Here is a 23,460-nt window from a genome sequence, read left to right on the forward strand (position 1 = left end):
GGATGAGACAAGACGGGATCAGGTTTGAAGCATGCCTTCATTAAAAGACCTTCGTAACCGTATCGCCTCGGTTAAGGCGACGCAGAAGATCACCAAGGCGATGCAGATGGTCGCCGCGGCGAAGCTGCGCCGTGCGCAAGAGGCTGCGGAAGCGGCGCGCCCCTATTCGGAGCGCATGGGTTCCGTTCTGGCCAACATCACCCAGGCCATCGGCGGCGGCGGCGATGCCCCGGCGCTGATGACCGGCACCGGCAAGGACGACGTGCATCTGCTCGTCGTCTGCACCGCCGAGCGCGGCCTGTGCGGCGGCTTCAATTCGCAGATCGCCCGCCTTGCCCGCGACCATATCCGCAAGCTTTTGGCGGACGGCAAGCAGGTCAAGATCATCTGCGTCGGCAAGAAGGGTTTCGACATCCTGCGCCGCGACTATGCGTCGATGATCATCGACCGAGTCGACCTGCGCGAGGTCAAGACACTCGGCTTCGTCAATGCCGATGCGATCGCCAAGAAGGTCATCCACCTCTTCAACGAAGGCGGCTTCGACATCTGCACGCTGTTCTATTCGCAGTTCAAGTCGGTGATCAGCCAGATCCCGACCGCGCAGCAGATCATCCCGGCCGGCGTTGCTTCGGCTCCTGCCGAGGCGACGGATGGCGGCAACGCCGTCTACGAATATGAACCGGAGCCGGGCGAAATCCTCTCCGACCTCATTCCGCGCAACATCTCCGTGCAGGTTTTCCGGGCGCTGCTCGAAAATGTGGCCGGCGAAATGGGCGCCAAGATGAGCGCCATGGACAATGCGACGCGCAACGCCGGCGACATGATCAACAAGCTGTCGATCACCTATAACCGCCAGCGGCAGGCGCAGATCACCAAGGAACTGATCGAAATCATTTCGGGCGCCGAGGCGCTCTAGGCGCGGTTCGCGGGTCATCGACCCGCGATCGGACCGCGTGAGAAACAAAGGACGAAAAAGGGTAAAGACGATGGCGAAAGCAGCGACCCCCCAGAAGGCGACATCCAAGACGGCAGCCCCCAAGGCAGCAGCCGCGAAAACCGCAGCCCCCGTGAAGGCGGCAAAGGCTCCAGCAGCAGCCGCGAAGGCTGCCCCGGCCAAGGCAGCAGCACCGGCGAAGGCCGCCGCTGCCAAGACATCGGCAGTGGCCAGCAAGGCAACCGGCGTTGCCGGCAAGGTCCGCCAGGTCATCGGCGCCGTTGTCGACGTGCAGTTCGGCGATCACCTGCCGGCGATCCTGAACGCGCTCGAGACGACCAATGTCGGCAATCGCCTCGTGCTCGAAGTCGCCCAGCACCTGGGTGAAAACACCGTGCGCTGCATCGCCATGGACTCGACCGAAGGTCTGGTTCGCGGTCAGGAAGTGCGCGACACCGGTGCGCCGATCACCGTGCCGGTCGGCCCGGGCATGCTCGGCCGCATCATCAACGTCATCGGCGAGCCGGTCGACGAAGAAGGCCCGGTCGACGCAACCGAAATGCGCTCCATCCACCAGCCGGCTCCGACCTATGTCGAGCAGTCGACGGAAGCCCAGATCCTGATCACCGGCATCAAGGTGCTCGACCTGCTGGCGCCCTACGCCAAGGGCGGCAAGATCGGCCTGTTCGGCGGCGCCGGCGTCGGCAAGACCGTGCTGATCCAGGAACTGATCAACAACATCGCCAAGGCGCATGGCGGCTATTCGGTGTTCGCCGGCGTTGGCGAGCGCACCCGCGAAGGCAACGATCTCTATCATGAGTTCATCGAATCCGGCGTCAACAAGAAGGGCGGCGGCGAAGGCTCCAAGGCGGCACTCGTCTATGGCCAGATGAACGAGCCGCCGGGCGCGCGCGCCCGCGTCGGCCTGACCGGCCTGACGGTTGCGGAATATTTCCGCGACCAGGGCCAGGACGTGCTGTTCTTCGTCGACAACATCTTCCGTTTCACCCAGGCTGGCTCGGAAGTGTCGGCTCTGCTCGGCCGCATCCCGTCGGCCGTCGGCTATCAGCCGACGCTCGCCACCGACATGGGCGCGCTGCAGGAACGCATCACCACCACCACCAAGGGCTCGATCACGTCCGTGCAGGCCATCTACGTGCCCGCCGACGACTTGACCGATCCGGCGCCGGCGACCTCGTTCGCCCACCTTGACGCGACCACGACGCTGAACCGCGCCATCGCCGAAAAGGGCATCTATCCGGCGGTCGATCCGTTGGATTCGACCTCGCGCATGCTCGACCCGCTGGTCGTCGGCGACGAGCACTATGGCGTCGCGCGCCAGGTGCAGTCGATCCTCCAGCGCTACAAGTCGCTGCAGGACATCATCGCCATCCTGGGCATGGACGAGCTGTCGGAAGAAGACAAGCAGACCGTGGCCCGCGCCCGCAAGATCGAGCGCTTCCTGTCGCAGCCCTTCTTCGTCGCCGAAGTGTTCACCGGCGCGCCGGGCAAGCTGGTCGATCTCGCCGACACCATCAAGGGCTTCAAGGGCCTCTGCAACGGCGACTACGATCACCTTCCGGAAGCCGCCTTCTACATGGTCGGCGGCATCGAGGAAGCGGTCGAGAAGGCACAGCGCCTCGCGGCTGAAGCGGCTTAATTTAGGGAATAGGGAGTAGTCAGTAGTGAGTGGGGAATAGCAGCTGCGTAATGTGGACCGGTTAGGGCCACTTACTACTGCCTAGTTCCTATTCCCTACTCACTAAATTGATCATGGCTGAAGCTTTCAAGTTCGAACTGGTCTCGCCGGAGCGTCTGCTCGTTTCCGAGCAGGTCGAATCCGTCGTAATTCCCGGCGCCGAAGGCGAGATGACCGTCATGGCGCATCACGCTCCGGTCATGACCACGATCAAGCCGGGCGTCGTCACGGTGAAGACCGCGGCGGGCGGCGAAGAGCGCTATGTGGTGTTCGGCGGCTTCGCCGACATCGTTCCGGCCGGCTGCACGCTGCTGGCGGAATCGGCTGTCGCGGTGAAGGATGTCGACCGCGCCGATCTCGCGCGCCGCATCCAGGAAGCCAAGGAAGACGCCAATGATGCCAAGGACGACGAGGCTCGCAGCAAGGCGGAACAGTTCCTTAGCCAGCTCACCACGCTGGAAGGCGCCATCCTGCCGGCGTGAAATGCGGTTTCGATAAAAGAGTAAAAAGCGGGGCCTTGCCTCGCTTTTTTGTTTAGATGCCCAAGGCTGCGAAGGCCAGGGTCGGACCATCGCGCCGCAGGTGGACGAGATGGACAGCCACGAGTTCGATCAACGTCTGCCGCTCGGCATGGTCCCTGGCGAAGCCGGCCAGGTCGAACACCGCGGTCACGGTTTCGTTGGCCGGCAGCTGCTCGCTCAAAAGTGCCGTCAGCGCCGCGTCGAGCGGATCGGTGAAATGCCCCGCCGGCAAGGTTTTTCCTCGCGCGGCGCAAGCAGCGATCCAGGCAGCCAGTACCAACGTGAGATGGACCAGCTCGGTGCCGGCTTCGAGGCATTCGATGGCGGAAGCGATGATGCGCTGCGGCAGTTTCTGGCTGCCGTCATTGGCGATCTGCGCCGTGCGATGGGCAAGTGCAGTGTTGGAAAAACGCTCCGCGAGCTCCGCAGTATAGGCGCTCGTGTCCAATCCGGCATCCTCGGGCAGGGTCGGGATGGCTTCGGCCCACAATGCATCAACGAATTGCCGGATCGCCGGGTCGGCGAAGGCGCGGTCGACGGTGGCATGACCGCTGAGCAGGCCAAGATAGGCGATGGCCGAATGCGAGCCGTTGAGCAGCCTGAGCTTCATGTCCTCGAACGGGCCGACATCGCGAACCATGGTGACGCCGAATTGTTCCCACGCGGGCCGGCCAGTCGGGAACTTATCTTCGACCACCCACTGACAAAACGGCTCGGTCATCACGGGCCAGGCATCCTCGACGCCGAGTTCTTCAGCGATCCGCACCCGATCGGCGTCAGTGGTTGCGGGCACGATGCGATCGACCATGCTGGAGGGAAACGCGACTTGTTGTGCGATGTGGTCGGCAATTCCGACATCGCTCGATTGCGCGAGCCCGGCATCTCGCAACTGGGCGAATTCGACCAACAGCCGGTGCAGCGTGGCGCCGTTGGCCGGCAAATTGTCGCAACACAGGACAGTGAAGGGCGGCGTGCCGGCGGCGCGTCGCCGGGCAAGCGCCTCGGTCAGAAAACCATGCGCTGTCTTCGGCATCCGGGGATTGGCCAGATCATGGGCGATATCGGGATGTGCGGCGTCCAATCCGCCGCCTGCCGCCCTCAGATAGGCCTTTTCAGTGATCGTCAACGTGACGATGCGGGTGCGCGGATCGGTCAGCGCGACCAGCACCGCCCTGGGATCCTCCGGCGCCACCAGCATCACACCGATCGAACCGATGACCTGAAGCCTTTCGGTTCCACTGCTTCTGATCGCCAGCGTGTAGAGCCCGTCCTGCGGCGTGAGAGCGTCGCGCGTGTCGGTGCTGCGCAGCGAAACGCCTGTTATGCCCCAATCCGCGTCGCCTGCCGCCAGGCAATCGTCGACATAGGCTGCCTGATGGGCGCGGTGGAAGGCGCCGACACCAAGGTGCACGATGCCCGGGACGACGCAGCTGCGATCATACGCAGGTGTCGCGATCGAAGCCGGCAGTGCGCGCACCGTCTTCGTGGAAAGGCGTTCGGTCGTCGTGGTGCGACTGGTCTGGTCGGATGACATGAGTGGCCTCGGCAGGGATCGGCAAAGCGGCGTAACACTCGATTTCCTGCCACACAATGGGTCGAAAAGTCATCATACAACAGTGGGATTTTTGTATGTTGACATTATTTCTTGCCGCCCCTACCGATAGTGGCCTTGGGAGGATGACCGTGACACTGACCCATGCGGATCTGCTGTTTCCCGCCGAGGCGCATTCGCGCGCGATTGCCCGTGATCTCTATGCCGGGATCAAGGACCTGCCCCTTGTCAGCCCGCATGGCCACACCGATCCGCGCTGGTATGCGCTGAACGAGCCATTCCCGGATCCGGCGCAACTGCTCATCGTCCCGGATCACTACATCTTCCGCATGCTGTTCAGCCAGGGCGTCCGCCTCGAGGATCTCGGCGTCGCTACGCTGGACGGCGCGCCTGTCGAAACCGACGGCCGGACGATCTGGCGGCGCTTTGCCGAGCACTATTATCTGTTTCGGGGCACACCGACCCGGCTGTGGTTCGACCACGTACTTGCCGATCTGTTCGGCATCGACGAACCGCTGACCGCCGCGACGGCCGACCGCCACTACGACACGATTGCAACGCTGCTGCAGTGGGAGAATTTTCGCCCGCGCGCGCTGTTCGAGCGTTTCAACATCGAGGTCATCGCGACCACGGAAGGCGCGCTCGACGATCTCAAATGGCACCAGATGATCCGCGACAGCGGCTGGCAGGGCCGCGTTATCACCGCCTATCGACCAGATGCGGTCGTCGATCCCGATTTCGAAGAGTTTTCAACCAATCTCGACCGGCTCGGCGAGATCACCGGCTGCGACACCGGCAGCTGGGCAGGCTATCTCGACGCGCATCGCCAGCGGCGCGCCTTCTTCAAGAGCTTTGGCGCGACCTCGTCGGATCATGGCCATCCGACGGCCGAGACCGCCAATCTTTCGGATGCGGCGGCGCAAGAGCTGTTCAATCGGGTTCGCCGTGGTTCCGACGACGAGCGCGAGCGAAAACTGTTCCGCGCCCAGATGCTCACCGAGATGGCCAAGATGAGCCTCGACGATGGGCTGGTCCTGCAGATCCATCCCGGCTCCTGGCGCAACCATTCGCCCGCAATCTTCCAAAAATTCGGCCGCGACAAGGGTTTCGATATCCCGACCAGGACCGACTATGTGACGGCGCTGAAGCCGCTGCTCGACTGCGTCGGGCTGGAGCGCGACCTCACCGTCATCCTGTTCACGCTCGACGAGACCAGCTATGCGCGCGAGCTGGCGCCGCTGGCCGGTGTCTACCCGGCGCTGAAGCTTGGGCCGGCATGGTGGTTCCACGACAGCCCGGAAGGCATGCGGCGCTTCCGCGAGATGACCACCGAGACGGCCGGCTTCTACAACACCGTCGGTTTCAACGACGACACCCGTGCCTTTCCCTCGATCCCGGCGCGTCACGATGTGGCGCGGCGGGTCGACTGCGCGTTCCTGGCGCGTCTCGTCGCCGAGCACAGGCTGCGCGAGGACGAGGCGCATGAGCTGGCGCGGGAACTGACCTATACGCTGGCGAAAAAGGCGTATCGGCTCTGAGCCGGGCGCTACGATTTTAAAAGGGAGGAAGTTATGTTGCATCTTTCGAAATTGACGGCAGCCACATTCGCCTTCGGCTCACTGCTGGTCGGCATTGCCAATGCCGACACCGTGCTGAGGTCATCGGATACCCATCCCGACGGCTATCCGACCGTCGAGGCGGTCAAATACATGGGCGACCTGATCAAGCAGCGCACTAATGGCCGCTATTCGGTCGAGGTCTACCATTCGGCGCAGCTCGGAGAGGAAAAGGACACGATCGAACAGACCCAGGCCGGCGTCATCGACCTCAATCGCGTCTCGATGGGGCCGTTCAACGGCGTCGTGCCGGAAACGGCGGTTCCGTCCCTGCCGTACATGTTCCGATCGGTCGACCATATGCGTCATGTGATGGATGGGCCGATCGGTGACGAGATCCTGAAGGCTTTCGAGGCGCACGACCTCGTCGGCCTCGCCTTCTACGATTCCGGCGCCCGCTCCTTCTACAACACCAAGAAGGACATCGCTTCGATGGCCGACATGAAGGGCATGAAATTCCGTGTCATCCAGTCCGACGTGTTCGTCGACATGGTCAATGCGCTGGGCGCCAATGCCACGCCGATGGCCTATGGCGAAGTCTATTCGGCCTTACAGACCGGTGTCATCGACGGCGCCGAGAACAACTGGCCGAGCTTCGAATCCGCCAAGCACTATGAGGTCGCCAAGCACTACACCATGGATCAGCACCAGATCGTTCCGGAAGTGCTGGTGATGTCGAAGGCGAGCTGGGACAAGCTCACGCCGGAAGACCAGGCGATCGTGCGGCAGGCGGCCAAGGACAGCGTCGTCAAGATGCGCGAATTGTGGGACGCACAGGAGAAAAAGTCGCGCGACATCGTCGAGAAAGCCGGCGTCAAGGTCAGCGAGATCGACAAGCAGCCACTGATCGATGCGATGAAGCCGGTCTACGAGAAATATCTCTCGACCCCCGAGTTGAAAGATCTCGCCGCGCGCATCCAAGCGACCGAGTAGTCCGTTCTGGTAAATGATGGCGCGATGTCCGCGCCATCCTCCGGGGGAGGCGTGCATATGAAACCATTTTGGCTCGCAATAGAGCGACTGCTGTCACGGTTGGCGAGGCTTGCGCTGTGGGTCAGCGGCATCGGGCTGACCCTGATGACGGTGATCATCTTCTGGCAGGTATTTTCGCGTTATGTGCTCAACAGTTCGCCAAGCTGGACGGAGCCCTTCTCGGTGCTTTTGATGGGTTGGTTCATCTTCCTGGGGGCAGCGGTCGGTGTCCGCGAGCGCACCCATCTGGGTTTCGATGTGTTGCTCTATTTCCTGCCGCCCGCCGCCAAGGCGGTGCTGCGCAGCGTTTCGGACATCGTCGTGCTCGCCTTCGGCGCCGGCATGATCGTCTACGGTGTCCAGCTTGCCAGACTGACCTGGAATACGGTGATGCCGTCTCTGGCTTTTCCGGGCGGCGTCGGTTTCCTGCCGGTGATCCTGGGCGGCGCGCTTGTCTGTCTGTTTTCGCTTGAGCGGCTGGCCGGGCGGTTTGCCGGACTGCCGGTCGATGCCGATCAGTACGCCACGGGCGAGGAGGGTCTTTGATGGCACTGACGGTCCTGTTCGGCACCTTCGTCTTCTTGCTGATCATCGGCACACCGATCGCGTTCTGTCTCGGCGTCGCCAGCTTCGCGACGGTTCTGGTGCTGGGTCTGCCGCCGCTTGTGGTGTTCCAGCGTCTCAACTCCGGCGTCAGCGTGTTTTCGCTGATGGCCATCCCGTTCTTCATCTTCGCCGGCGATCTGATGGTGCGCGGCGGTATCGCCGCCAGGCTGGTGGCGCTTGCCGGTTCCCTAGTCGGTCACTTGCGCGGCGGGCTGGGGCAGGTCAACATCGCTGCCTCGACCATGTTCGGCGGCATTTCCGGATCGGCGGTGGCCGATGCTTCGGCGGTCGGCGGGCTGATGATCCCGCAGATGAAGGCGCGCGGCTACGGCGTCGACTATGCCGTCAACATCACCTCCGTCGGCGCCATCATTGCGCTGCTGATCCCGCCCTCGCACAACATGATCATCTATTCCATCTCGGCCGGCGGCCGCATCTCGATCGCCGACCTGTTCACCGCCGGCGTCATACCCGGCCTGCTGCTGGCGTTGTCTCTCATGATCACAGCCTATTGGGTTGCCAGCCGTCGCGGCTACCCAATCGAGCCGTTCGCCGGCTTCGGCCGCGCCTTGCAACTGCTTGTCGCCGCAATTCCGGGGCTGGTCCTGATCGGCATTATCTTCGGCGGCGTCCGCTCCGGCGTCTTCACGGCCACTGAGAGCTCGTGCATCGCCATCGTCTACGCCTTCCTGGTGACGCTTATCATCTACCGCTCGATGAGCTGGAACGACTTCGTCGCTGCGACAACGGCGGCCGTGCGCACGACGGCAATGGTGCTGATGATCATCGGCTGTGCTGCTGCCTTTGGCTGGCTGCTAGCCTATCTCAGGGTCCCCGCCGCGCTCGTCGCCTTCCTGCAGTCCGTATCCGACAACAAGCTGGTCATCCTGCTGATGATCAATGTGGTGCTGCTTATCCTCGGCACGTTCATGGATATGTCGCCACTGATCATCATCACCACGCCGATCTTCCTGCCCGTGGTGATGGCCTATGGCGTAGACCCCGTGCATTTCGGCGTCATCCTTATCCTCAATCTCGGCATCGGCCTGTGCACGCCGCCAGTGGGGGCGGTGCTGTTCGTCAGCTGCGCCATCGGACGGATCCCGATCTGGACGGCGATGCGCTCGATCTGGCCATTCTACGGCGCGGCTTTCGTCGTGCTGATGCTTGTCACCTACATACCGGAAATCTCATTGTGGCTACCGAGCCTGTTCCACTAGAGCAGTTCACGAAACGGAGAACTGCTCTAACCCCTTGTTTTGACGCAATTCCGGACGGAAAACCGTTTCAGACTCCTGGAATTGCTTTAGGAGACCATCAAGTGCCCGCTGCATCCGCCGACCTCAAGGTCGAGAGAAAACCCAAGCTGTCGGAAACCGTCGTCGCGGCGATCCGCAGGCAGCTGCAGGCGGGCGAGATTCAGCCCGGCCACAAATTGCCGACCGAAGGCCAGCTGACCGAAACCTTCGGCGTCAGCCGCACCGTCATCCGCGAGGCGCTGGCCAAGCTTGCCGCCGACGGGCTGGTCGAACCGCGCCAGGGCGCCGGCGTCTTCGTCACAGAGCACATCTCGACAATGTTCGGCGCGCTGGCCGCCGACATGGGCAGCAAGGATTCGATCGCACTCAACGTGCTCGAAGTGCGGCTGGCGATCGAGATCGAATCGGCCGGGCTCGCCGCCATCCGTCGCAACGCCGCGCAGGAGGCGGCGATCCAGGAAGCCTTCTTCGAATTCGAGCGGCTGCTGCTTGCCAGCGAGCCGACCGGTCCGGCCGACCTCGCCTTCCATCGCGCCATCGCCAGCGCAACCAGCAACCCCTTCTATGTCGAGATGCTCGACGTGCTCGGCCGGCGCGCCATCCCGTGCGACGTGACTTCGCCCTGGTCGACCGAACTGGCGCAATCCGACAGCTATCAGCGCGGGCTCCAGCGCGAGCATCTGGTGATCCTCAACGCCATTACCTCTGGCGATGCCGAGGCCGCGCGCGAGGCGATGCGCGCACACCTCACCGCCAGCCAGCAGCGTTACCGCGAGCGGCTGCATGCACGTCAGGCTTTTTATTCCAGTTCGGTCAAGGCCGCCGCCGGCGAATGACCCGTTTCAAGTCAGGACCGACAATGAACCAGAGCCATACCGACTACACCTCGCGATTTGCCATTGACCCGGCTGCCGCCGCGGCAATGGGCACCGATGAGCTGCGTCACAATTTCCACATTGACGGCCTGTTCCAGCCCGGCCGCATCAGCCTGACCTACACTCATTACGACCGCATGATCGTTGGTGGCGCCGTGCCGACTGGCGCACCGCTGCCGCTGGAAGCGATCAAGCCGACCGGCACGAAGAACTTTCTCGACCGTCGCGAGCTGATCGCCGTCAACATCGGCGGCGCGGGCGTCATCACGGCCGGCGGCCAGTCTTTCGAATTGCAGGCGCGCGACATGCTCTATCTCGGCATGGGCACCACCGACGTGTCCTTCGCCTCGGTGGACAAGACCGCGCCGGCTAAATTCTATCTGCTCAGCGCGCCGGCGCACCAGGCCTGGCCCAGCCGGCTGATCCGCATCGGCGACGCCAAGCGCCTCGATCTCGGCAGCAAGGACACGTGCAACGAGCGTTCGATCTTCCAGTTCATCCATGCCGAGGGCGTGAAGACCTGCCAGTTGGTGGTCGGCATGACTCAGTTGGCTTCAGGATCGGTGTGGAACACCATGCCATGCCATGTGCATGACCGGCGCATGGAGGCCTATCTCTATTTCGACCTGGCCGAAACGGCGCGCGTCTTCCATTTCATGGGCGAGCCTGACGAGACGCGCCATATCGTCATGGGCAATGAGGAGGCGGTGCTGTCGCCGGGATGGTCGATCCACTCCGGCGCCGGCACCTCCAACTATGCTTTCATCTGGGCGATGGCCGGCGACAATGTCGACTATACCGATGTCGACCCGGTGGCGTTGGGCGATCTGCGGTGAGCGACCCCTTCAGCCTTGCCGGAAAACGTATCCTGGTCACCGGCGCCAACACAGGCATCGGCCAAGGCATCGCCGTGTGCGTCGCACGCGCCGGGGGCGCGGTGGTCGGCGTCGGCCGCTCGTCGATGGACGATACGGCAGACAAGATCGCCGCGATGGGCGGGCAATTCGAAGCGGTGAGCGCCGACCTCTCCGACATTTCGGCCGCCGGCCCGTTGCTCGACCGGATCTGGGACGAAAGCGGTCCGCTCGACGGGCTGGTCAACAATGCCGGCATCATCCGCCGCGCCGATGCCGTCGATCTCAGCGAGGCCGATTGGGACGACGTCATGGACGTTAACCTGAAGACGGTTTTCTTGCTCTGCCAAAGCTTTGCAAGGCGTGCCTTGGCCGGTGAGCGGAAAGGCAAGATCGTCAACATTGCCTCCGTGTTGAGCTTTCAGGGTGGCATCCGCGTTGCGTCCTACACTGCCTCGAAGCACGGTGTGCTCGGCATCACGCGTCTGCTCGCCTGCGAATGGGCGCAAAAAGGCGTCAACGTCAACGCCATCGCGCCGGGCTATATCGAGACCAACAACACGCAGGCGCTGCGCGCCGATCCCGACCGCAGCGCCGCCATCCTGGCGCGTATTCCGGCTGGCCGCTGGGGCGAGGCGGATGACATTGGCGACGCCGCCGTCTTCCTGCTGGCGCCGGCGTCGAACTACATGCATGGAGCGGTGGTGCCGGTGGATGGCGGCTGGCTGGTGCGCTAGGTTTTGACCCAATTCCGGACGGAAAACCGTTTCACACTTTTCCTGGAATTGCTCTGAGGAGATGACGATGACCGCAAAGATTTTTGCGCATGCCGGCGAGGGCGCCTGGACGCCGACCCCGGACGGCAACAAGCGACGCGTTCTCCTGCACACCGACGAGTTGATGCTGGTCGAATTCGGCTTCGACAGGGGTGGCGTCGGCGCCCTGCATTCGCACCCACACGTCCAGGCAAGCTATGTCGCCGAGGGCAGCTTCGAGGTGACCATCGACGGCCGGAGCGAGATCGTTGGGACGGGCGGGAGCTTCATCGTGCCGTCGGGCCTGGTGCACGGCGTCAAGGCGCTCGAAGCGGGGCGGCTGGTCGACAGCTTCACGCCGCACCGGGCCGATTTCCTCGGCTAGAGCATTTCACCGTTTCACGGAAACGGCGAGCTGCTCTAACTCCTTGTTTTGATGCAATCCTAGACGGAAAACCGCTTCACACTTTTCCTAGAATTGCTCTAGCGAGGATAAGAGATCGAGCGGGAATGACCCGCACCCCAGAAAGAGGCGCGGGTCTGTTGCCTGGGCGCTTGTGGCGCCGCGGTACTCAAGACATCACCGCAGGATGAGGACCCTGCCGCACCGTGGTGAAGATAGTCTTAATGCGCCGGGGGTTGCGTGGGCACGACGAACCGGAGGCTCGCTCGGTCAGGTGATGTGACGCAGGAGGCTGAAAAGCCGTTCGAACGCCTTGCCGTAGGGTGGGCGCAGCAGGCTTCCCGCGCTCAGCCGCGACTGCATGAAAACCGGTTTCTCCTTGCTGAAGGTCCGAAATCCCCATTCGCCGTGATAGGCGCCCATGCCGCTGGCGCCGACCCCGCCGAAGGGCTGGTTTTCCTGTACCAGATGCAGCATGCAGTCGTTGATGGTGACGCCGCCGGCAATTGTCTCGTGCAGGATGCGTCGACGATTGCCGCTGTGATTTCCGAACCAGTAGAGCGCCAGCGGCCGGTCCTCCCGATTGACATGGTCGATCGCCTCGTCGATCCCGGCATATTCGATGATCGGCAGCAGCGGGCCAAAAATCTCTTCGCGCATCAGCCGCAGGTTCGAGGCGGCGTTTCGGACCAGGGTCGGCAGCAACTTCCGGCTGGTGGCGCCGAACTCTTCGCCGGCCGGGTTGATTTCGGTGACAGCGGCGCCGGCATCACGCGCTTCAGTGACCATGTCGCGCAGGCGCTGGTGGTGCCGGTCGCTGATGATGGCGGTATAATCGGGGTTGTCGCGCAGGGTCGGGTAGAGCTTCGCGATCGCCGTTGCGAGCTTGGCGGCGACCGCGTCTGCTTGCCCCTTTGGCACCAGAAGATAATCCGGCGCGATACAGGTCTGCCCGGCATTCAACAGCTTGCCGTAGGCAGTGCTGGATACTGCCGCGTCGAGGTCGCAGGATGGATCGAAGATTGCCGGCGACTTGCCGCCGAGTTCGAGCGTGACCGGGGTCAGGTTGGCTGCCGCGGCGATCGCGACCTGGCGTCCGACCGCGGTCGAGCCGGTGAACAGCAAATGATCGAAAGGCATCGACACGAAGGCCTTTCCCATCTCCGCGTCGCCGCTGATGACGCTGAGCTCATCGGGTGCGAAATGCTCGGCAACGAGTTTGGCCAGCAGCGCTGAAAATGCCGGCGTCAATTCGGAAGGTTTTATAAGCACGCGATTGCCGGCCGCGAGTGCCGCCGTGACCGGCGCGACGGCGAGCTGGAAAGGATAGTTCCAGGGCGACACGATGCCCACGACCCCGAGCGGCTGCGGGACGAGGCGATTCCGGCCGGGCAGGAACGGCATGGTGGTGGCAACGCGACGCTCCCGCATCCAGCCCCTGAGATGCGACAGCGCGTGGCGGATGCCGGCGCGTACGACGAACAGTTCCGCAAGCCGCGTCTCATGCGCGGAACGGCCGCCAAAGTCGGCGTCGATGGCCGCGCAGATCTCGGCCTCATGCCGCTCGGTCAACGCCAACAGGCGTTTCAGGCGATCCTTGCGGATGCCAAAGTTGGGGAAAGGCTGCGCCTCGAAGGCAGCACGCTGCAACCGAAACCGCTCGCCGAGAGCATCCTGTCTGGCCTGCAGCATCGCGCCCTCCCTGACTTGTCGGGCCGAGCTTACATCGTGGTGCGTGAAGGAATCCAGCGGGGGTGCAGGTCTCGCAAGGGAAGGTGCTGCGGCGAGCCTTGGATCGATCCGCAGCTTCCGCGTTCGCGCCGCAGGCTTTCCTTGTGCCGGCTTGTTCTGGTTGTGGTCCGGTGTCAGCTGCGCTAAGGCAAGGTGCCCATGCGGAGAGTCGTTTTGATCGGTTTGCACATCCTCTCCAATCCACGAAATTGCAGCCCGGTGTCTGCCTGATGCAGGCATCGGCGATGAGCATCTTGGCCGTGGCCCGCAGGCGGCGCGTTTCGTCCCGGGTGGCCCTGATGCAAGATCGGGTTGCCGCATTGCGCCAGCGGAATTGCGGATGAAGGGCGCGCGCAGGCTTGAGGCTGCGTTTGGAGCGGCCGCGCGAAGGGTTATGCGGGAGTTTCTGCGGTTCGTGCCGCTGTCTCTGAAACAGCGCATGCAAAGACGCACATACGCACGTGCGACGCCCGCCAACAGAATTTACATTTCGGGCTGCGCGCGCAGCGGGACGACGCTGACACAGCGGCTGATGAGGTGTTTCGAGGATATTTTCGTCCATCCGCCCGAAGCGCGATACACAATGCTGGACATGTTGGATCGGCCGGAATGCATCTGGCGAAGCTCCCTCCCTCCATCGGCTTGATCTATTGTGTGCGCCATCCATTCGACACGCTGACAAGTTCGCATCCGCAAACACGCAACGAGCGTCGGTTCCACGTCACGCCGCATCGCTGGCTGGCCGAATACGACGCGCTGATCCGGCTGAAGAAGGCACAACCGCACCGACAGATCCTCTTTGTCCGCTACGAAGACATGATCGGCGAGCCCGATGCGCAGCAGGACAGAATCGCGCAGTCGTTCGGACTGACACCGCGCATTCGTTTCAGCGAGGATCCGGACAATCCGATCCGGGTGGCTTCGTTGAGAAAATGGGAACGGAATGAAGAATTCAGGACCTATCTCGGCGGCCTGCCTCCGGCATTTCTCGTCCGCGTCCAGCGTTTCTGCGCCGCGTTCGGCTATGACATGCCAATAAGCACGCCGACCGTGGACGCGCGGTGATGCAGGCACCAGCGGCCGTCGCGACAGAAGAGCGAGATCCCAAGCGGCGCGTGCTGAAAGACGTGTTCGGCTTCGATGATTTTCGCCCCGGCCAGGCCGATGTCATGGACGCGCTGCTGGCTGGGCGTCATGTGCTGGCCGTCATGCCGACAGGTGCGGGCAAATCGCTCTGCTACCAAGTGCCGGCGCTGGTCCTGGGCGGGCTCACCATTGTCGTTTCGCCGTTGGTGGCGCTGATGCAGGATCAGGTCGCCGCCTTGCGGCTCGCCGGCGTGGCTGCCGATACGATCAATTCCTCGATCGACCGCGATGCCAATATCGCCGCATGGCGTCGCGTCGCCTCAGGCCAGACGCGCCTGCTCTATCTCGCGCCGGAGCGGCTGATGACCGAGCGGATGCTCGAGGCGCTGGCCAGGCTCGATGTCAGCCTGATCGCCGTCGACGAGGCGCATTGCATCTCGCAATGGGGGCCGGCGTTCCGGCGCGAATACGAGGACCTGTCGCGTCTGCGCGGCATCTTTCCCAACGTGCCGATCATCGCGCTGACGGCAACGGCGGACGAAGGCACGCGCACCGACATCGAATCCCGGCTATTTGCCGAGCGCGTCGAGACCCTGGTGCTGGGCTTCGACCGGCCGAACATCAAGCTTGCCATCGAGGCCAAGCAGGACAGCAAGCGGCAATTGCTGCGCTTCGTCGAGCGCCATCCCGGCCGCAGCGGCATCGTCTACTGCCTATCGCGCAAGAAGACGGAGGAGATGGCGGCCTTCCTCGAGAAGAACGGCGTCACCGCGCTCGCCTATCATGCCGGCATGAGCAAGGAGGCGCGAGACGCCAACCAGAACAGCTTCATGACCCTTTCAGGCGTCGTCATGGTGGCGACCATCGCTTTCGGCATGGGCATTGACAAACCTGATGTCGCCTATGTCTTCCACACCGACATGCCGGGCAGCCTGGAGGCCTACTACCAGGAGATCGGCCGCGCCGGCCGCGATGGGCGGGACGCCGAGGCGCATATGCTGTTCGGCCTTGGCGATATCCGCATGCGCCGGATGTTCATCGACGACGAGGATGCGCCGCCCGAGCACAAGAGGCGCTCGCATGGCCGGCTCGACACGCTGATCGGCTATTGCGAGACGGCGCAGTGCCGCCGCCAGGTGCTGCTCGGCTATTTCGGCGAGGAAGCGCAGCCTTGCGGCAATTGCGACACCTGCCTCGACCAGGCGCCGCGCGCCGATGGCGGAGCGGAGGCGCGGATCATCCTGGCAGCCATCGCCCAGAGTGGCGAACGCTTCGGTGCCGGCCATGTCATTGACATTCTGCTCGGCCATGAAACCGAGAAGGTGCTGGCCAGGAACCACCAGAGACTTGCCAGCTTCGGCAGCGGGCTGGCGCACAAGAAGGATTTTTGGCTGTCGCTGATCCGGCAACTCGTCGCCGGCGGGTTCCTGATCCCGGATCCGGCCGGCCATGGCGGGCTCGCCATCGCCGAAAAGGGCCAGGCGCTTGGCCGTGGCGAGGTGCCGTTCCATTATCGTGTCGAGGTGCGCAGCCGCGCCTTGCGCGGCAAGACGCGCTCCGGGCAGGATTTCGGGCAATCGGATGTGGACACCGGGCTGCTGGCCGCGCTGAAGACCTTGCGACTGCGGCTCGCCAAGGAGCGCCAGGTGCCGGCCTATGTGGTGTTTTCCGATCGCACCCTGATCGACATGGCAGAGCGCCGCCCAAACGACCTCGACGCCTTCGCTGAAGTGAATGGGGTTGGGGCGGCAAAGCTGAAGGAGTTCGGCCAGGTTTTTCTGAGTGCGATTGCCGAGCACCAATCCGATGGTTCGGCCTGAGGTCAGATCAGCGACTGGTCACGCGCCCTGAAGCATAGGGATCTTCGGAGAAGGCATCCGTTCCGAGACCTCCTGTTGCGTCGCCGCCCATTCCTCCACCGCCCATGCCCCCGCCGAGACCGATCAGTTCAATGTTCTCTGGCCGGCCAGTCGACAGATCAGGCCCAGACTGAGGCGTTCATCGACTTCATGGCTGAGCATCTGCAACCGCAATAGGTGCCGCTGTCCGCTTATCCACCGCAGCGTCGACCCGCCGGGCGTCAGTCGCGCGATATGGACAGTCCCGTGAAAAGCGGAGCGTAGGCGGCGAGCCTGCGGGATACGAACTCCGTGAAGAGCCGCACGCGCTTCGTCTTGCGTGTCTCCCCCTGTGTGAGAAGCCAGAGCGTTCCGTACATGTGCAGGTCGGTGCCCGGCACCCTCACCAGCAGGGGGTCGGCATCTCCGACGAAGCACGGCAGTGTCGTGATCCCGAGACCTTGCCGTACGGCAACGATCTGCGCCTCGGCGTCCGTGGTCCTGAATGGAACCCCCGCGGTGCGAACCTCACCCGCGCTGGCCCACTCTGGAATTCCATGAACGCTTATGACGATCCAGCGGATGGGATCAGGCGCGCCCGCACGCCACGCGGCCAGGCGATCGCGGGACATGTAGACGCCGCCGAACACCTCCGGTCCCTTCAGGCCGTGAAGATTGAGCGGCAGGGTTTTGCGGTCGTAGACGACGCGGATCGCGACGTCGGCCTCTCGGTTGGTCAGATTTGCCAGCTCGCCGGACGACAGGATTTCCATCTCGATGTCCGGTGCAGACGCGCGAAATCGGCGAAGTCCGGCATGAGCAGGTGTGTCGCGAGGGGCGGTGCCAGCGTCACCCGCAGAAGCCCGCGCACACCCTGGTCGCGCCCGAAGACGCGCGTCTCCAGCTGGTGCGACGATGCTTCCATCTGGTTCGCGAGATCGAGGACTTCCTCGCCCGCAGCCGTCAGGCGGTAGCCCGAAGGCAGCTTTTCGAACATGTGCGCTCCGAGGCGTTCCTCGAGCTGGGCGACGCGTCGCAGCACGGTCGAGTGATTCACCCCGAGCTGCGCGCCGGCCGCCCGCACCGAGCCTCCGCGCGCGACGGCAAGAAAGTAGCGAATGTCATCCCAGTCGATCATGGTGCAATCCGGCACCGCGCGGTGCGCCTTCCAAAGCCCGTATCTAACGCATGCTACAGCAGTACGGGCGGGACATCATAGCTTATGTCGACAGGGGCGGCGCAATTCCGAATGGCGGACACGGATCGTCACGGCTGGCGTCAGTCCTGAAAGCGGATCGATTTTGCACCACCGATGTGCGCGCTTCCGCACTCACCGCGTGACCCTGACGGGCCCATCTAGAGGTTCTCGGGGCGTACCCGAACGACCAAAGACAGAGCCTGGAAGGATTGAGTTATGGGAAAACTAGACGGTAAGGTTGCGGTTATTACGGGCGGCGCCACCGGCATCGGTCGTGCCGCAGCGAAGCGCTTCATCGAGGAGGGCGCCTTCGTCTTCATCTTCGGCCGCCGGCAGGAAGCGCTAGAAGCCGCCGTGGCCGACCTCGGGCCTAATGCCCGCGCGGTGAAAGGCTCGGTTTCCAACGAGGCCGACCTCGACCGGCTCTACGCAGCGGTGAAGGCCGAGCGCGGAACCCTCGACATCGTCTTCGCCAATGCCGGGGCGGGAGGCCTGCTTCCGCTCGGCGAGATCACCGCCGAGCACATTGACGAAACCTTCGACACCAATGTGAAGGGTACGATCTTCACGGTCCAGAAGGCGCTGCCGCTGATGGGCGAGGGCGGTTCGATCATCCTGACCGGATCGAGCGCCGGCACCACGGGCGCCCCCGCATTCAGCGTCTACAGCGCGAGCAAGGCGGCCGTGCGCAATCTTGCGCGGAGCTGGGCCGAGGATCTGAAGGGCACCGGCATCCGGGTAAACGTGCTGTCGCCCGGGCCGACAGCGACCGAACTCGCGAAGGCAGCGATAGGGGAGGAGGGCTTGAAGGCCTTTGCCTCGATGAACCCGCTCCAGCGCATGGCCGATCCGGCGGAGATTGGAGCGGCGGCTGCCTTTCTCGCGTCATCGGACAGCAGCTTCATGACCGCCAGCGAGGTCGCCGTCGACGGCGGCCTGGCGCAAATCTGACGCTACGCCCCGCCGTTCATTCCATTCGATATTCCGGGCCCGCAGGGCGTGGCAAACTGAAGGAGAATATACATGAGCTATGCAATTATTGGCTTCGGCAAGATCGGCCACGCTCTTGCCAAGGCGTTTGCCCGCAACGGCATCGAAGTGTCCGTGGCAACCACGCGCGACCCGGAAAGCTTTGCAGCCGATGCGGCCGCGATCGGACCCACGATTATCCCCAAAACGCTGGCGGAAGCGATCAAGGCGGACATCGTCTTTCTGGCGGTTCGTTTCGAGTCGCACCCAGATGTCGCGAAGGCGCTGTCAAGCTGGGAAGGCAAGACGATCATCGACGCGACGAACGTGTTTCCAGTGCCTGAAGAGCTGGACGGTCTGCCGTCCTCCGCCTTCGTCGCAAAGGCGTTCACCGGCGCCAAGTTGGTCAAAGGCTTCAATCACCTGATTGCGGCCACCCTGGCTGCCGATCCGGTCGTCGAGGGCGGCCACCGGGTCGTCTTTCTGTCGAGCGACGACGAGGACGCGATCGCTCCCGTGGCGGCCTTGGCCAAACAACTCGGGTTCGCACCGGTCAAGCTGGGGAAGCTCAACGAGGGTGGCGCACTGGTGCACGCACGCGGCCGCACTTGGGGCCAGCTGATCTTCCAGGACCTGTTCAAGAAGGAGCAGTAACGGATTTATCGTGCACCGACAGAGTGGCCGGTGTTCGACGCCGGCCTCATCGTCAGCAACGAGCCGAGCGAGCAAAGTGACGTGCTTGAAAGCGGCTTACATCTGCCTGGGATCCTTCGGCCGACATGTGCCGGCCACCCATGAATCGTAATTGCAATAGCTGACGTCCCAGCCGGCATCGCGTTTTTTGGAAGTTACCCCACGACGCGATAATTGCAGTTGTTTGCGACGAAGTTGCCGTCCATCGACACGCATGCCGATGCGACAGTGGAAAGACTGAAGAGGGCCGTGCCGGCGACTGTGACGGCGAGAGAGGCTTTGCGCATAGTGGTCTCCTAACTGGCTGGGCGAACCAACCATTACGAGATCTTGGGCCGGGCTACTTCCCCCATTTGGGCTAAACCGGCTGGCAAATTCACAGCGACATGGCTGCGCTTGCGGACAGAAAGCCATGTGCGGAGATTGCGAATGGGCCTGCCCATCGCCGAAGCTCTACGGCCTCCGCTAAGGCCATAGTGTCCCGACTCGGGCGGCTTTGTCCTGCTGGCTGCGCGATATGCGCGCGATATGCGGCAGGCGGCTAGCAGCCCAGGAGATGTCAGGTTCTTGGGCTAAATGGCGGAGAGGGAGGGATTCCCTTTCACCTCTATGATACTGAAAATACTAGTCTTTTCGCGCTTTTTGTTACACAGTTTGTTACACAGCTACAACTACGATTTATAACCGCTCTAAGCTCGCAGCTTTTGGGCTCGCCTGCCCAATCCATCCGATCTGTCGAAACCGATGGCTTGTAGGACACTCCCGCGTGTGTACGTTGGGGCTTGGGTCAGAAGGTGACCCACAGCAAAGACGGGAGCGCCGCAGCGCAAAAGATCTCATCGGTCAAGGAACAGATAGTGAAGTAGCCTGTGACAATCGGCGCCAGCATCACCTCCAAAGCCGACCAGGAAAAACCCGCAAAAAACGTCGCCCTCAGATACCCCGTCGGCAATGAATATGGGACCGAAGTTGCGCGGCAGATCGGGCGTTAGATGCCTTCATGACATCTGAACCTGAGCAGGCTCCTACGCCGCGAGCCGGCACATTTCCGAACGGAGTTTCGTCCGGCTGCGCAAAAAGGTGCCCTGTCGAGACTTACTTGTTGGCCAAATGGCTTAGCAGGGACGAACTCGTGAAGAGATTGATAATGCAACACTATCAGTCGTTGTGCTGATCCGACAGGCTGTGCGTTTTGGCACGAAAATCATGGCGAAAAGCGCACCGGCACTTTACTCTCCAAATTATGATTCGCCTCGATCCCGCGACCGCCAGCTCCTCTGCGCCGCCCTCCGTTCCCGCGTGGGCGATCACAAGCGCCGGCGCGCCGAGTGACGGCGACGCCGCCTTCCGGGCCGGCGCCGCCCTGGGTGCCCTCGACACGCTCGCCCGCGCGCAGGCAGCCTGGGCCGGCGCTTGGCGGCAGCGGCTGGCGGTTCGCTGCGCCGCCTCCAGCATGCGGCTCGCCGGCCGCGCCGAGGATGCGGCCGCCTTGCGCGATGCCTGGCATTTGCGTCCCCTACGTGCTGACCCCGGTCCCGCAGGCGCCGTCTTTGGCGCCTGGCGGCAGTTGGCCAGGCAGCCGCCCGCCGCTACGCCCGGCCGGCTCGGGAAGATACTCGACCAGCTTGGCCTCCATTGGGACGGCGCCGCGCTCGCCGACCTTTGCACGCAGATCGAAAAACTCGGGGTATCCCAGCGGTCGGCGCCATTCGACGCCGCGGCGATCGCCGCTGAGGTCGTCGCCATGCGTCCCGATGCCGAAGTCTTTGGCTGGTGGCTCGCCGACCTGGTACTGGCGCAACGCCTGGGCTGGCCGCAGCCCCTGCCGCTCCTAATGGCGCAGGGTTTTGGACCATCTTTCCGCACCGAGGCCGGCGGTGGCCGGCGCATCCGGCCCGGGGACAAGAATTTTGAGCGGGCGGTTTGCATCGCGCTCGTCGCGGCCGCCGCGGACGCTTGTCGGTTGGCCGCCGAGCTGTCGCGCCGGGCCGAAAAACTCCTGGCGGTGGCGCCGAAACTGCGCGCCAAAGGCGCCGGCGACGTAATCTTTCTGCTGCTCAGTGAAGACGCCGTGTCCGGATCGCTGACGACGGACAATCTGTCGCGCTTTGCATCGCGACGGCTGTTCGAACGGCTGCAGCAACTGGAGGTCGTGCGCGAGCTCTCCGGCCGCCCCACATTCCGGCTGTTCGGGCTGTAGCGATGAGCGAAGCGTCCGCCCGCCGCAAGCCAAACGATCAGCCGGCGCTGCTCGACACCGAACTGGAACATCTGCCGCCGGAGCTGCGCTGGTGCGAATGGATGGCCCGCGTCGAAGCGGTGATCTTTGCGGCAAATGAACCGGTGACACGTAGTGTCCTCGCGCGGGTGGTGGGAAAAAACTGCAATATCGAGCTGATCATCGACGACATTCGCGCCGAACTCGCCGGCCGCCCTTACGAGCTGGTCGCGGTCGCCGGCGGCTGGCAGCACCGGACCAAAAAGGTTTTTGGCGACGCCATTCACGCAGCCTTCGGCACGGCAGCGGGCGAGGGAGCAAAAGAACTGTCGCAGGCGGAGGCGCTTGTCTTGATGTGCATTGCCTATTTCCAGCCGATCACCCGTGGCGAGCTGTCGAGCTTTTTCGGCAAGGAGGTGTCACGTGACCTGATCGGCGTGCTGCGCGCTGAGCAGCTGGTCGCCTCGGGGCCGCGCAGCCCGCAGCCGGGCGCGCCCTACACCTATGTGACGACCAAAACTTTTCTGTCGCAGTTCGGGCTCGACACGCTGCGCCAGCTGCCGGATTTCGAGGCGCTCGAGGACGCCGGGCTGCTGTCGAAGGAGAAGCTGCTGGATCATCCCAGGGTTTGCAGATATCGACGATGATGGCGCCAGCGCCGCGCTCGACGAATAGATGATCCCATCACGGCGGGACACACGCGATCTCGCCGCTCGTCACATAGAAGATTGCGCCACGCACGCCGTCTGGTCTCGCCGGCTGGGTCCTTCGCGTGACGGAAGGGAGGTGGCGGCACGCGTCCGCTTGTCGATGAAGGATAAGCGAACAGGCAATTGATCGAGCCTGGTCGCACATGTCGATCACCATTGAGAGCTCTCGAAGGGAGAAAGTTCAATTGAACCACGTCTACCTTGAGCTTCTCGCGACGATTGAGGCGTTAAGATCCAGCCCATCGGGGCGACCATTCAGACGCTGATGGACAAGGTTCGCGACCTTTCACAGACGATCAAAGCCCTGAAAGACGATCTCCACCAGACAGCCGGCTATGGCCTGCTAAGAACCTAGCCAGCCGGCGAGTGCCCATCCCGGCCATTGTCAGCGAGGCGGCCATCCCAACAAGATCGCCTTGCCGCCACCGCCAATGGCGGATGCTGACAGCAGCGCCATAAGAACGCCAACGTAGATGGGGAAGATCATCCTCGGGCTATTCGTCCTTCCAAATGACAGTCTTCCCCCGAAAATCCCAATGAAATTTGAGGTTGGCTTTCAGTACCTCGGTGGGGATCCTCGGCTCGATCGCTGTGTGGAGAGCGTTATACGTTTCTCGGCAGAAGCTCGGCGGCGGGACATTCAGCTTGTACCCCGACGGGTACCTAAAATCTTGCTGAGAATTCATCAGGTCAAGGTTGTTGGCAATCATCTTCACGTTCCCAATCGGCGGCATTCCTAGGGCCACTGCGGCTTCGTAAATGTCCTCGATCTTGTGACCGAAGCCGAGCCGGAGACCGCGTTTCGACACGCCCTTTGAAGCTAGATACGCTTTCAAGAGGAGTTCTAGGTGTGAGCTTTCGAGAGGTTGTCCATTCGGACCGGACCGAGGAGACTGGAGTTACCACGCTTCAGCATCCATCGGAGGGTCCGAATGAACATCCACAAGAATGCCCGTCTCACACCGCTGCGT

Annotated in this window: 19 protein-coding genes and 1 pseudogene; 17 read left to right on the forward strand and 3 right to left on the reverse strand. The window is 63.1% G+C overall.

The features are described 5' to 3' along the window. Positions 1–31 precede the first annotated feature (31 nt). The 3 genes from EOA13_RS16850 (at position 32) to EOA13_RS16860 (ending at position 3,115) form a co-directional block, all read left to right on the forward strand. The gene (locus tag EOA13_RS16850) at positions 32–916 is read left to right on the forward strand and encodes a F0F1 ATP synthase subunit gamma (RefSeq protein ID WP_023811757.1); all 885 of its coding nucleotides are present in this window, start codon (positions 32–34) and stop codon (positions 914–916) included. Positions 917–986: 70 nt separating this feature from the next. After that, the gene (gene atpD, locus EOA13_RS16855) at positions 987–2,594 is read left to right on the forward strand and encodes a F0F1 ATP synthase subunit beta (protein ID WP_023811758.1); all 1,608 of its coding nucleotides are present in this window, start codon (positions 987–989) and stop codon (positions 2,592–2,594) included. Between the two features lie 113 nt (positions 2,595–2,707). Then, positions 2,708–3,115: a F0F1 ATP synthase subunit epsilon gene (locus tag EOA13_RS16860; RefSeq protein ID WP_127294217.1), complete on the forward strand. Its 408-nt coding sequence runs from the start codon at positions 2,708–2,710 to the stop codon at positions 3,113–3,115. A 52-nt stretch (positions 3,116–3,167) separates the two neighbouring features. On the opposite strand, the gene EOA13_RS16865 is transcribed toward EOA13_RS16860, so the two are convergent. Further along, complete coding sequence (locus EOA13_RS16865) at positions 3,168–4,688, reverse strand: mannitol dehydrogenase family protein (protein ID WP_127294219.1); 1,521 nt, start codon at positions 4,686–4,688, stop codon at positions 3,168–3,170. A gap of 143 nt (positions 4,689–4,831) precedes the next feature. On the opposite strand from EOA13_RS16865, the gene uxaC reads away from it, so the two are divergent. The 8 genes from uxaC (at position 4,832) to EOA13_RS16905 (ending at position 12,028) form a co-directional block, all read left to right on the forward strand. Next, the gene (uxaC, locus tag EOA13_RS16870; RefSeq protein ID WP_164780112.1) at positions 4,832–6,244 is read left to right on the forward strand and encodes a glucuronate isomerase; all 1,413 of its coding nucleotides are present in this window, start codon (positions 4,832–4,834) and stop codon (positions 6,242–6,244) included. 33 nt (positions 6,245–6,277) lie between these two features. Further along, positions 6,278–7,255 carry a TRAP transporter substrate-binding protein gene (locus EOA13_RS16875; protein WP_127294223.1) on the forward strand — a complete coding sequence of 326 codons (978 nt, stop codon included), beginning with the start codon at positions 6,278–6,280 and terminating at the stop codon, positions 7,253–7,255. Positions 7,256–7,312: 57 nt separating this feature from the next. Then, entirely contained in the window at positions 7,313–7,840 is a 528-nt protein-coding gene (locus EOA13_RS16880; RefSeq protein WP_127261423.1) for a TRAP transporter small permease, read from the forward strand. Next, a complete protein-coding gene (locus EOA13_RS16885) occupies positions 7,840–9,120 on the forward strand; it encodes a TRAP transporter large permease (RefSeq protein WP_127294225.1) in 1,281 nt (426 codons plus the stop codon). Before EOA13_RS16880 ends, EOA13_RS16885 begins: the two co-directional genes overlap by 1 nt. Before the next feature lie 101 nt (positions 9,121–9,221). Beyond that, a complete protein-coding gene (locus tag EOA13_RS16890) occupies positions 9,222–9,995 on the forward strand; it encodes a FadR/GntR family transcriptional regulator (RefSeq protein WP_127294227.1) in 774 nt (257 codons plus the stop codon). Between the two features lie 23 nt (positions 9,996–10,018). Then, positions 10,019–10,870, forward strand: a complete 852-nt coding sequence (gene kduI, locus EOA13_RS16895; RefSeq protein ID WP_127294229.1) for a 5-dehydro-4-deoxy-D-glucuronate isomerase — start codon at positions 10,019–10,021, stop codon at positions 10,868–10,870. Further along, positions 10,867–11,625: a 2-dehydro-3-deoxy-D-gluconate 5-dehydrogenase KduD gene (gene kduD, locus EOA13_RS16900; protein WP_127294231.1), complete on the forward strand. Its 759-nt coding sequence runs from the start codon at positions 10,867–10,869 to the stop codon at positions 11,623–11,625. Before kduI ends, kduD begins: the two co-directional genes overlap by 4 nt. Before the next feature lie 67 nt (positions 11,626–11,692). Next, on the forward strand, positions 11,693–12,028 hold the full coding sequence (locus EOA13_RS16905; protein WP_127294232.1) for a cupin domain-containing protein: 336 nt from the start codon (positions 11,693–11,695) through the stop codon (positions 12,026–12,028). 288 nt (positions 12,029–12,316) lie between these two features. Here EOA13_RS16905 and EOA13_RS16910 read toward each other — a convergent pair whose 3' ends face one another. Then, on the reverse strand, positions 12,317–13,738 hold the full coding sequence (locus EOA13_RS16910) for a coniferyl aldehyde dehydrogenase (protein ID WP_127294234.1): 1,422 nt from the start codon (positions 13,736–13,738) through the stop codon (positions 12,317–12,319). Positions 13,739–14,386: 648 nt separating this feature from the next. Here EOA13_RS16910 and EOA13_RS38770 point away from each other — a divergent pair. Continuing rightward, complete coding sequence (locus tag EOA13_RS38770) at positions 14,387–14,842, forward strand: sulfotransferase (RefSeq protein ID WP_245490402.1); 456 nt, start codon at positions 14,387–14,389, stop codon at positions 14,840–14,842. Further along, positions 14,842–16,683: a DNA helicase RecQ gene (gene recQ, locus EOA13_RS16920; protein WP_127294236.1), complete on the forward strand. Its 1,842-nt coding sequence runs from the start codon at positions 14,842–14,844 to the stop codon at positions 16,681–16,683. Before EOA13_RS38770 ends, recQ begins: the two co-directional genes overlap by 1 nt. Positions 16,684–16,943: 260 nt before the next feature. Here the strand turns inward: recQ and EOA13_RS16925 are convergent. Further along, positions 16,944–17,839: pseudogene (locus tag EOA13_RS16925) on the reverse strand (LysR family transcriptional regulator). Between the two features lie 276 nt (positions 17,840–18,115). Between EOA13_RS16925 and EOA13_RS16930 the strand changes: the two are divergent. The 4 genes from EOA13_RS16930 (at position 18,116) to EOA13_RS16950 (ending at position 22,426) form a co-directional block, all read left to right on the forward strand. Next, the gene (locus EOA13_RS16930) at positions 18,116–18,850 is read left to right on the forward strand and encodes an SDR family oxidoreductase (protein WP_127294238.1); all 735 of its coding nucleotides are present in this window, start codon (positions 18,116–18,118) and stop codon (positions 18,848–18,850) included. A 72-nt stretch (positions 18,851–18,922) separates the two neighbouring features. Further along, the gene (locus EOA13_RS16935) at positions 18,923–19,522 is read left to right on the forward strand and encodes an NADPH-dependent F420 reductase (protein ID WP_127294240.1); all 600 of its coding nucleotides are present in this window, start codon (positions 18,923–18,925) and stop codon (positions 19,520–19,522) included. Positions 19,523–20,804: 1,282 nt separating this feature from the next. Continuing rightward, positions 20,805–21,761: a DUF1403 family protein gene (locus EOA13_RS16945; protein WP_063169437.1), complete on the forward strand. Its 957-nt coding sequence runs from the start codon at positions 20,805–20,807 to the stop codon at positions 21,759–21,761. Between the two features lie 2 nt (positions 21,762–21,763). Continuing rightward, positions 21,764–22,426, forward strand: coding sequence for an SMC-Scp complex subunit ScpB (locus EOA13_RS16950; protein WP_063169436.1), 663 nt, complete (start codon positions 21,764–21,766; stop codon positions 22,424–22,426). The last annotated feature ends 1,034 nt before the right edge of the window (positions 22,427–23,460 follow it).

The sequence above is a fragment of the Mesorhizobium sp. M7A.F.Ca.US.011.01.1.1 genome, assembly GCF_003998295.1.
GTDB lineage: Bacteria > Pseudomonadota > Alphaproteobacteria > Rhizobiales > Rhizobiaceae > Mesorhizobium.

What these genes read in the sequence shown, in the direction of transcription:
- kduI (WP_127294229.1), top strand. Translation starts at nt 10,019, where the DNA reads ATGAACCAGAGCCATACCGACTACACCTCGCGATTTGCCATTGACCCG.
- EOA13_RS16905 (WP_127294232.1), top strand. Translation starts at nt 11,693, where the DNA reads ATGACCGCAAAGATTTTTGCGCATGCCGGCGAGGGCGCCTGGACGCCG.
- uxaC (WP_164780112.1), top strand. Translation starts at nt 4,832, where the DNA reads ATGACCGTGACACTGACCCATGCGGATCTGCTGTTTCCCGCCGAGGCG.
- EOA13_RS16865 (WP_127294219.1), bottom strand. Translation starts at nt 4,688, where the DNA reads ATGTCATCCGACCAGACCAGTCGCACCACGACGACCGAACGCCTTTCC.
- EOA13_RS16935 (WP_127294240.1), top strand. Translation starts at nt 18,923, where the DNA reads ATGAGCTATGCAATTATTGGCTTCGGCAAGATCGGCCACGCTCTTGCC.
- EOA13_RS16885 (WP_127294225.1), top strand. Translation starts at nt 7,840, where the DNA reads ATGGCACTGACGGTCCTGTTCGGCACCTTCGTCTTCTTGCTGATCATC.
- EOA13_RS38770 (WP_245490402.1), top strand. Translation starts at nt 14,387, where the DNA reads ATGCATCTGGCGAAGCTCCCTCCCTCCATCGGCTTGATCTATTGTGTG.
- EOA13_RS16875 (WP_127294223.1), top strand. Translation starts at nt 6,278, where the DNA reads ATGTTGCATCTTTCGAAATTGACGGCAGCCACATTCGCCTTCGGCTCA.
- EOA13_RS16930 (WP_127294238.1), top strand. Translation starts at nt 18,116, where the DNA reads ATGGGAAAACTAGACGGTAAGGTTGCGGTTATTACGGGCGGCGCCACC.
- EOA13_RS16860 (WP_127294217.1), top strand. Translation starts at nt 2,708, where the DNA reads ATGGCTGAAGCTTTCAAGTTCGAACTGGTCTCGCCGGAGCGTCTGCTC.
- EOA13_RS16910 (WP_127294234.1), bottom strand. Translation starts at nt 13,738, where the DNA reads ATGCTGCAGGCCAGACAGGATGCTCTCGGCGAGCGGTTTCGGTTGCAG.
- EOA13_RS16950 (WP_063169436.1), top strand. Translation starts at nt 21,764, where the DNA reads ATGAGCGAAGCGTCCGCCCGCCGCAAGCCAAACGATCAGCCGGCGCTG.
- atpD (WP_023811758.1), top strand. Translation starts at nt 987, where the DNA reads ATGGCGAAAGCAGCGACCCCCCAGAAGGCGACATCCAAGACGGCAGCC.
- EOA13_RS16850 (WP_023811757.1), top strand. Translation starts at nt 32, where the DNA reads ATGCCTTCATTAAAAGACCTTCGTAACCGTATCGCCTCGGTTAAGGCG.
- EOA13_RS16880 (WP_127261423.1), top strand. Translation starts at nt 7,313, where the DNA reads ATGAAACCATTTTGGCTCGCAATAGAGCGACTGCTGTCACGGTTGGCG.
- recQ (WP_127294236.1), top strand. Translation starts at nt 14,842, where the DNA reads ATGCAGGCACCAGCGGCCGTCGCGACAGAAGAGCGAGATCCCAAGCGG.
- EOA13_RS16945 (WP_063169437.1), top strand. Translation starts at nt 20,805, where the DNA reads ATGATTCGCCTCGATCCCGCGACCGCCAGCTCCTCTGCGCCGCCCTCC.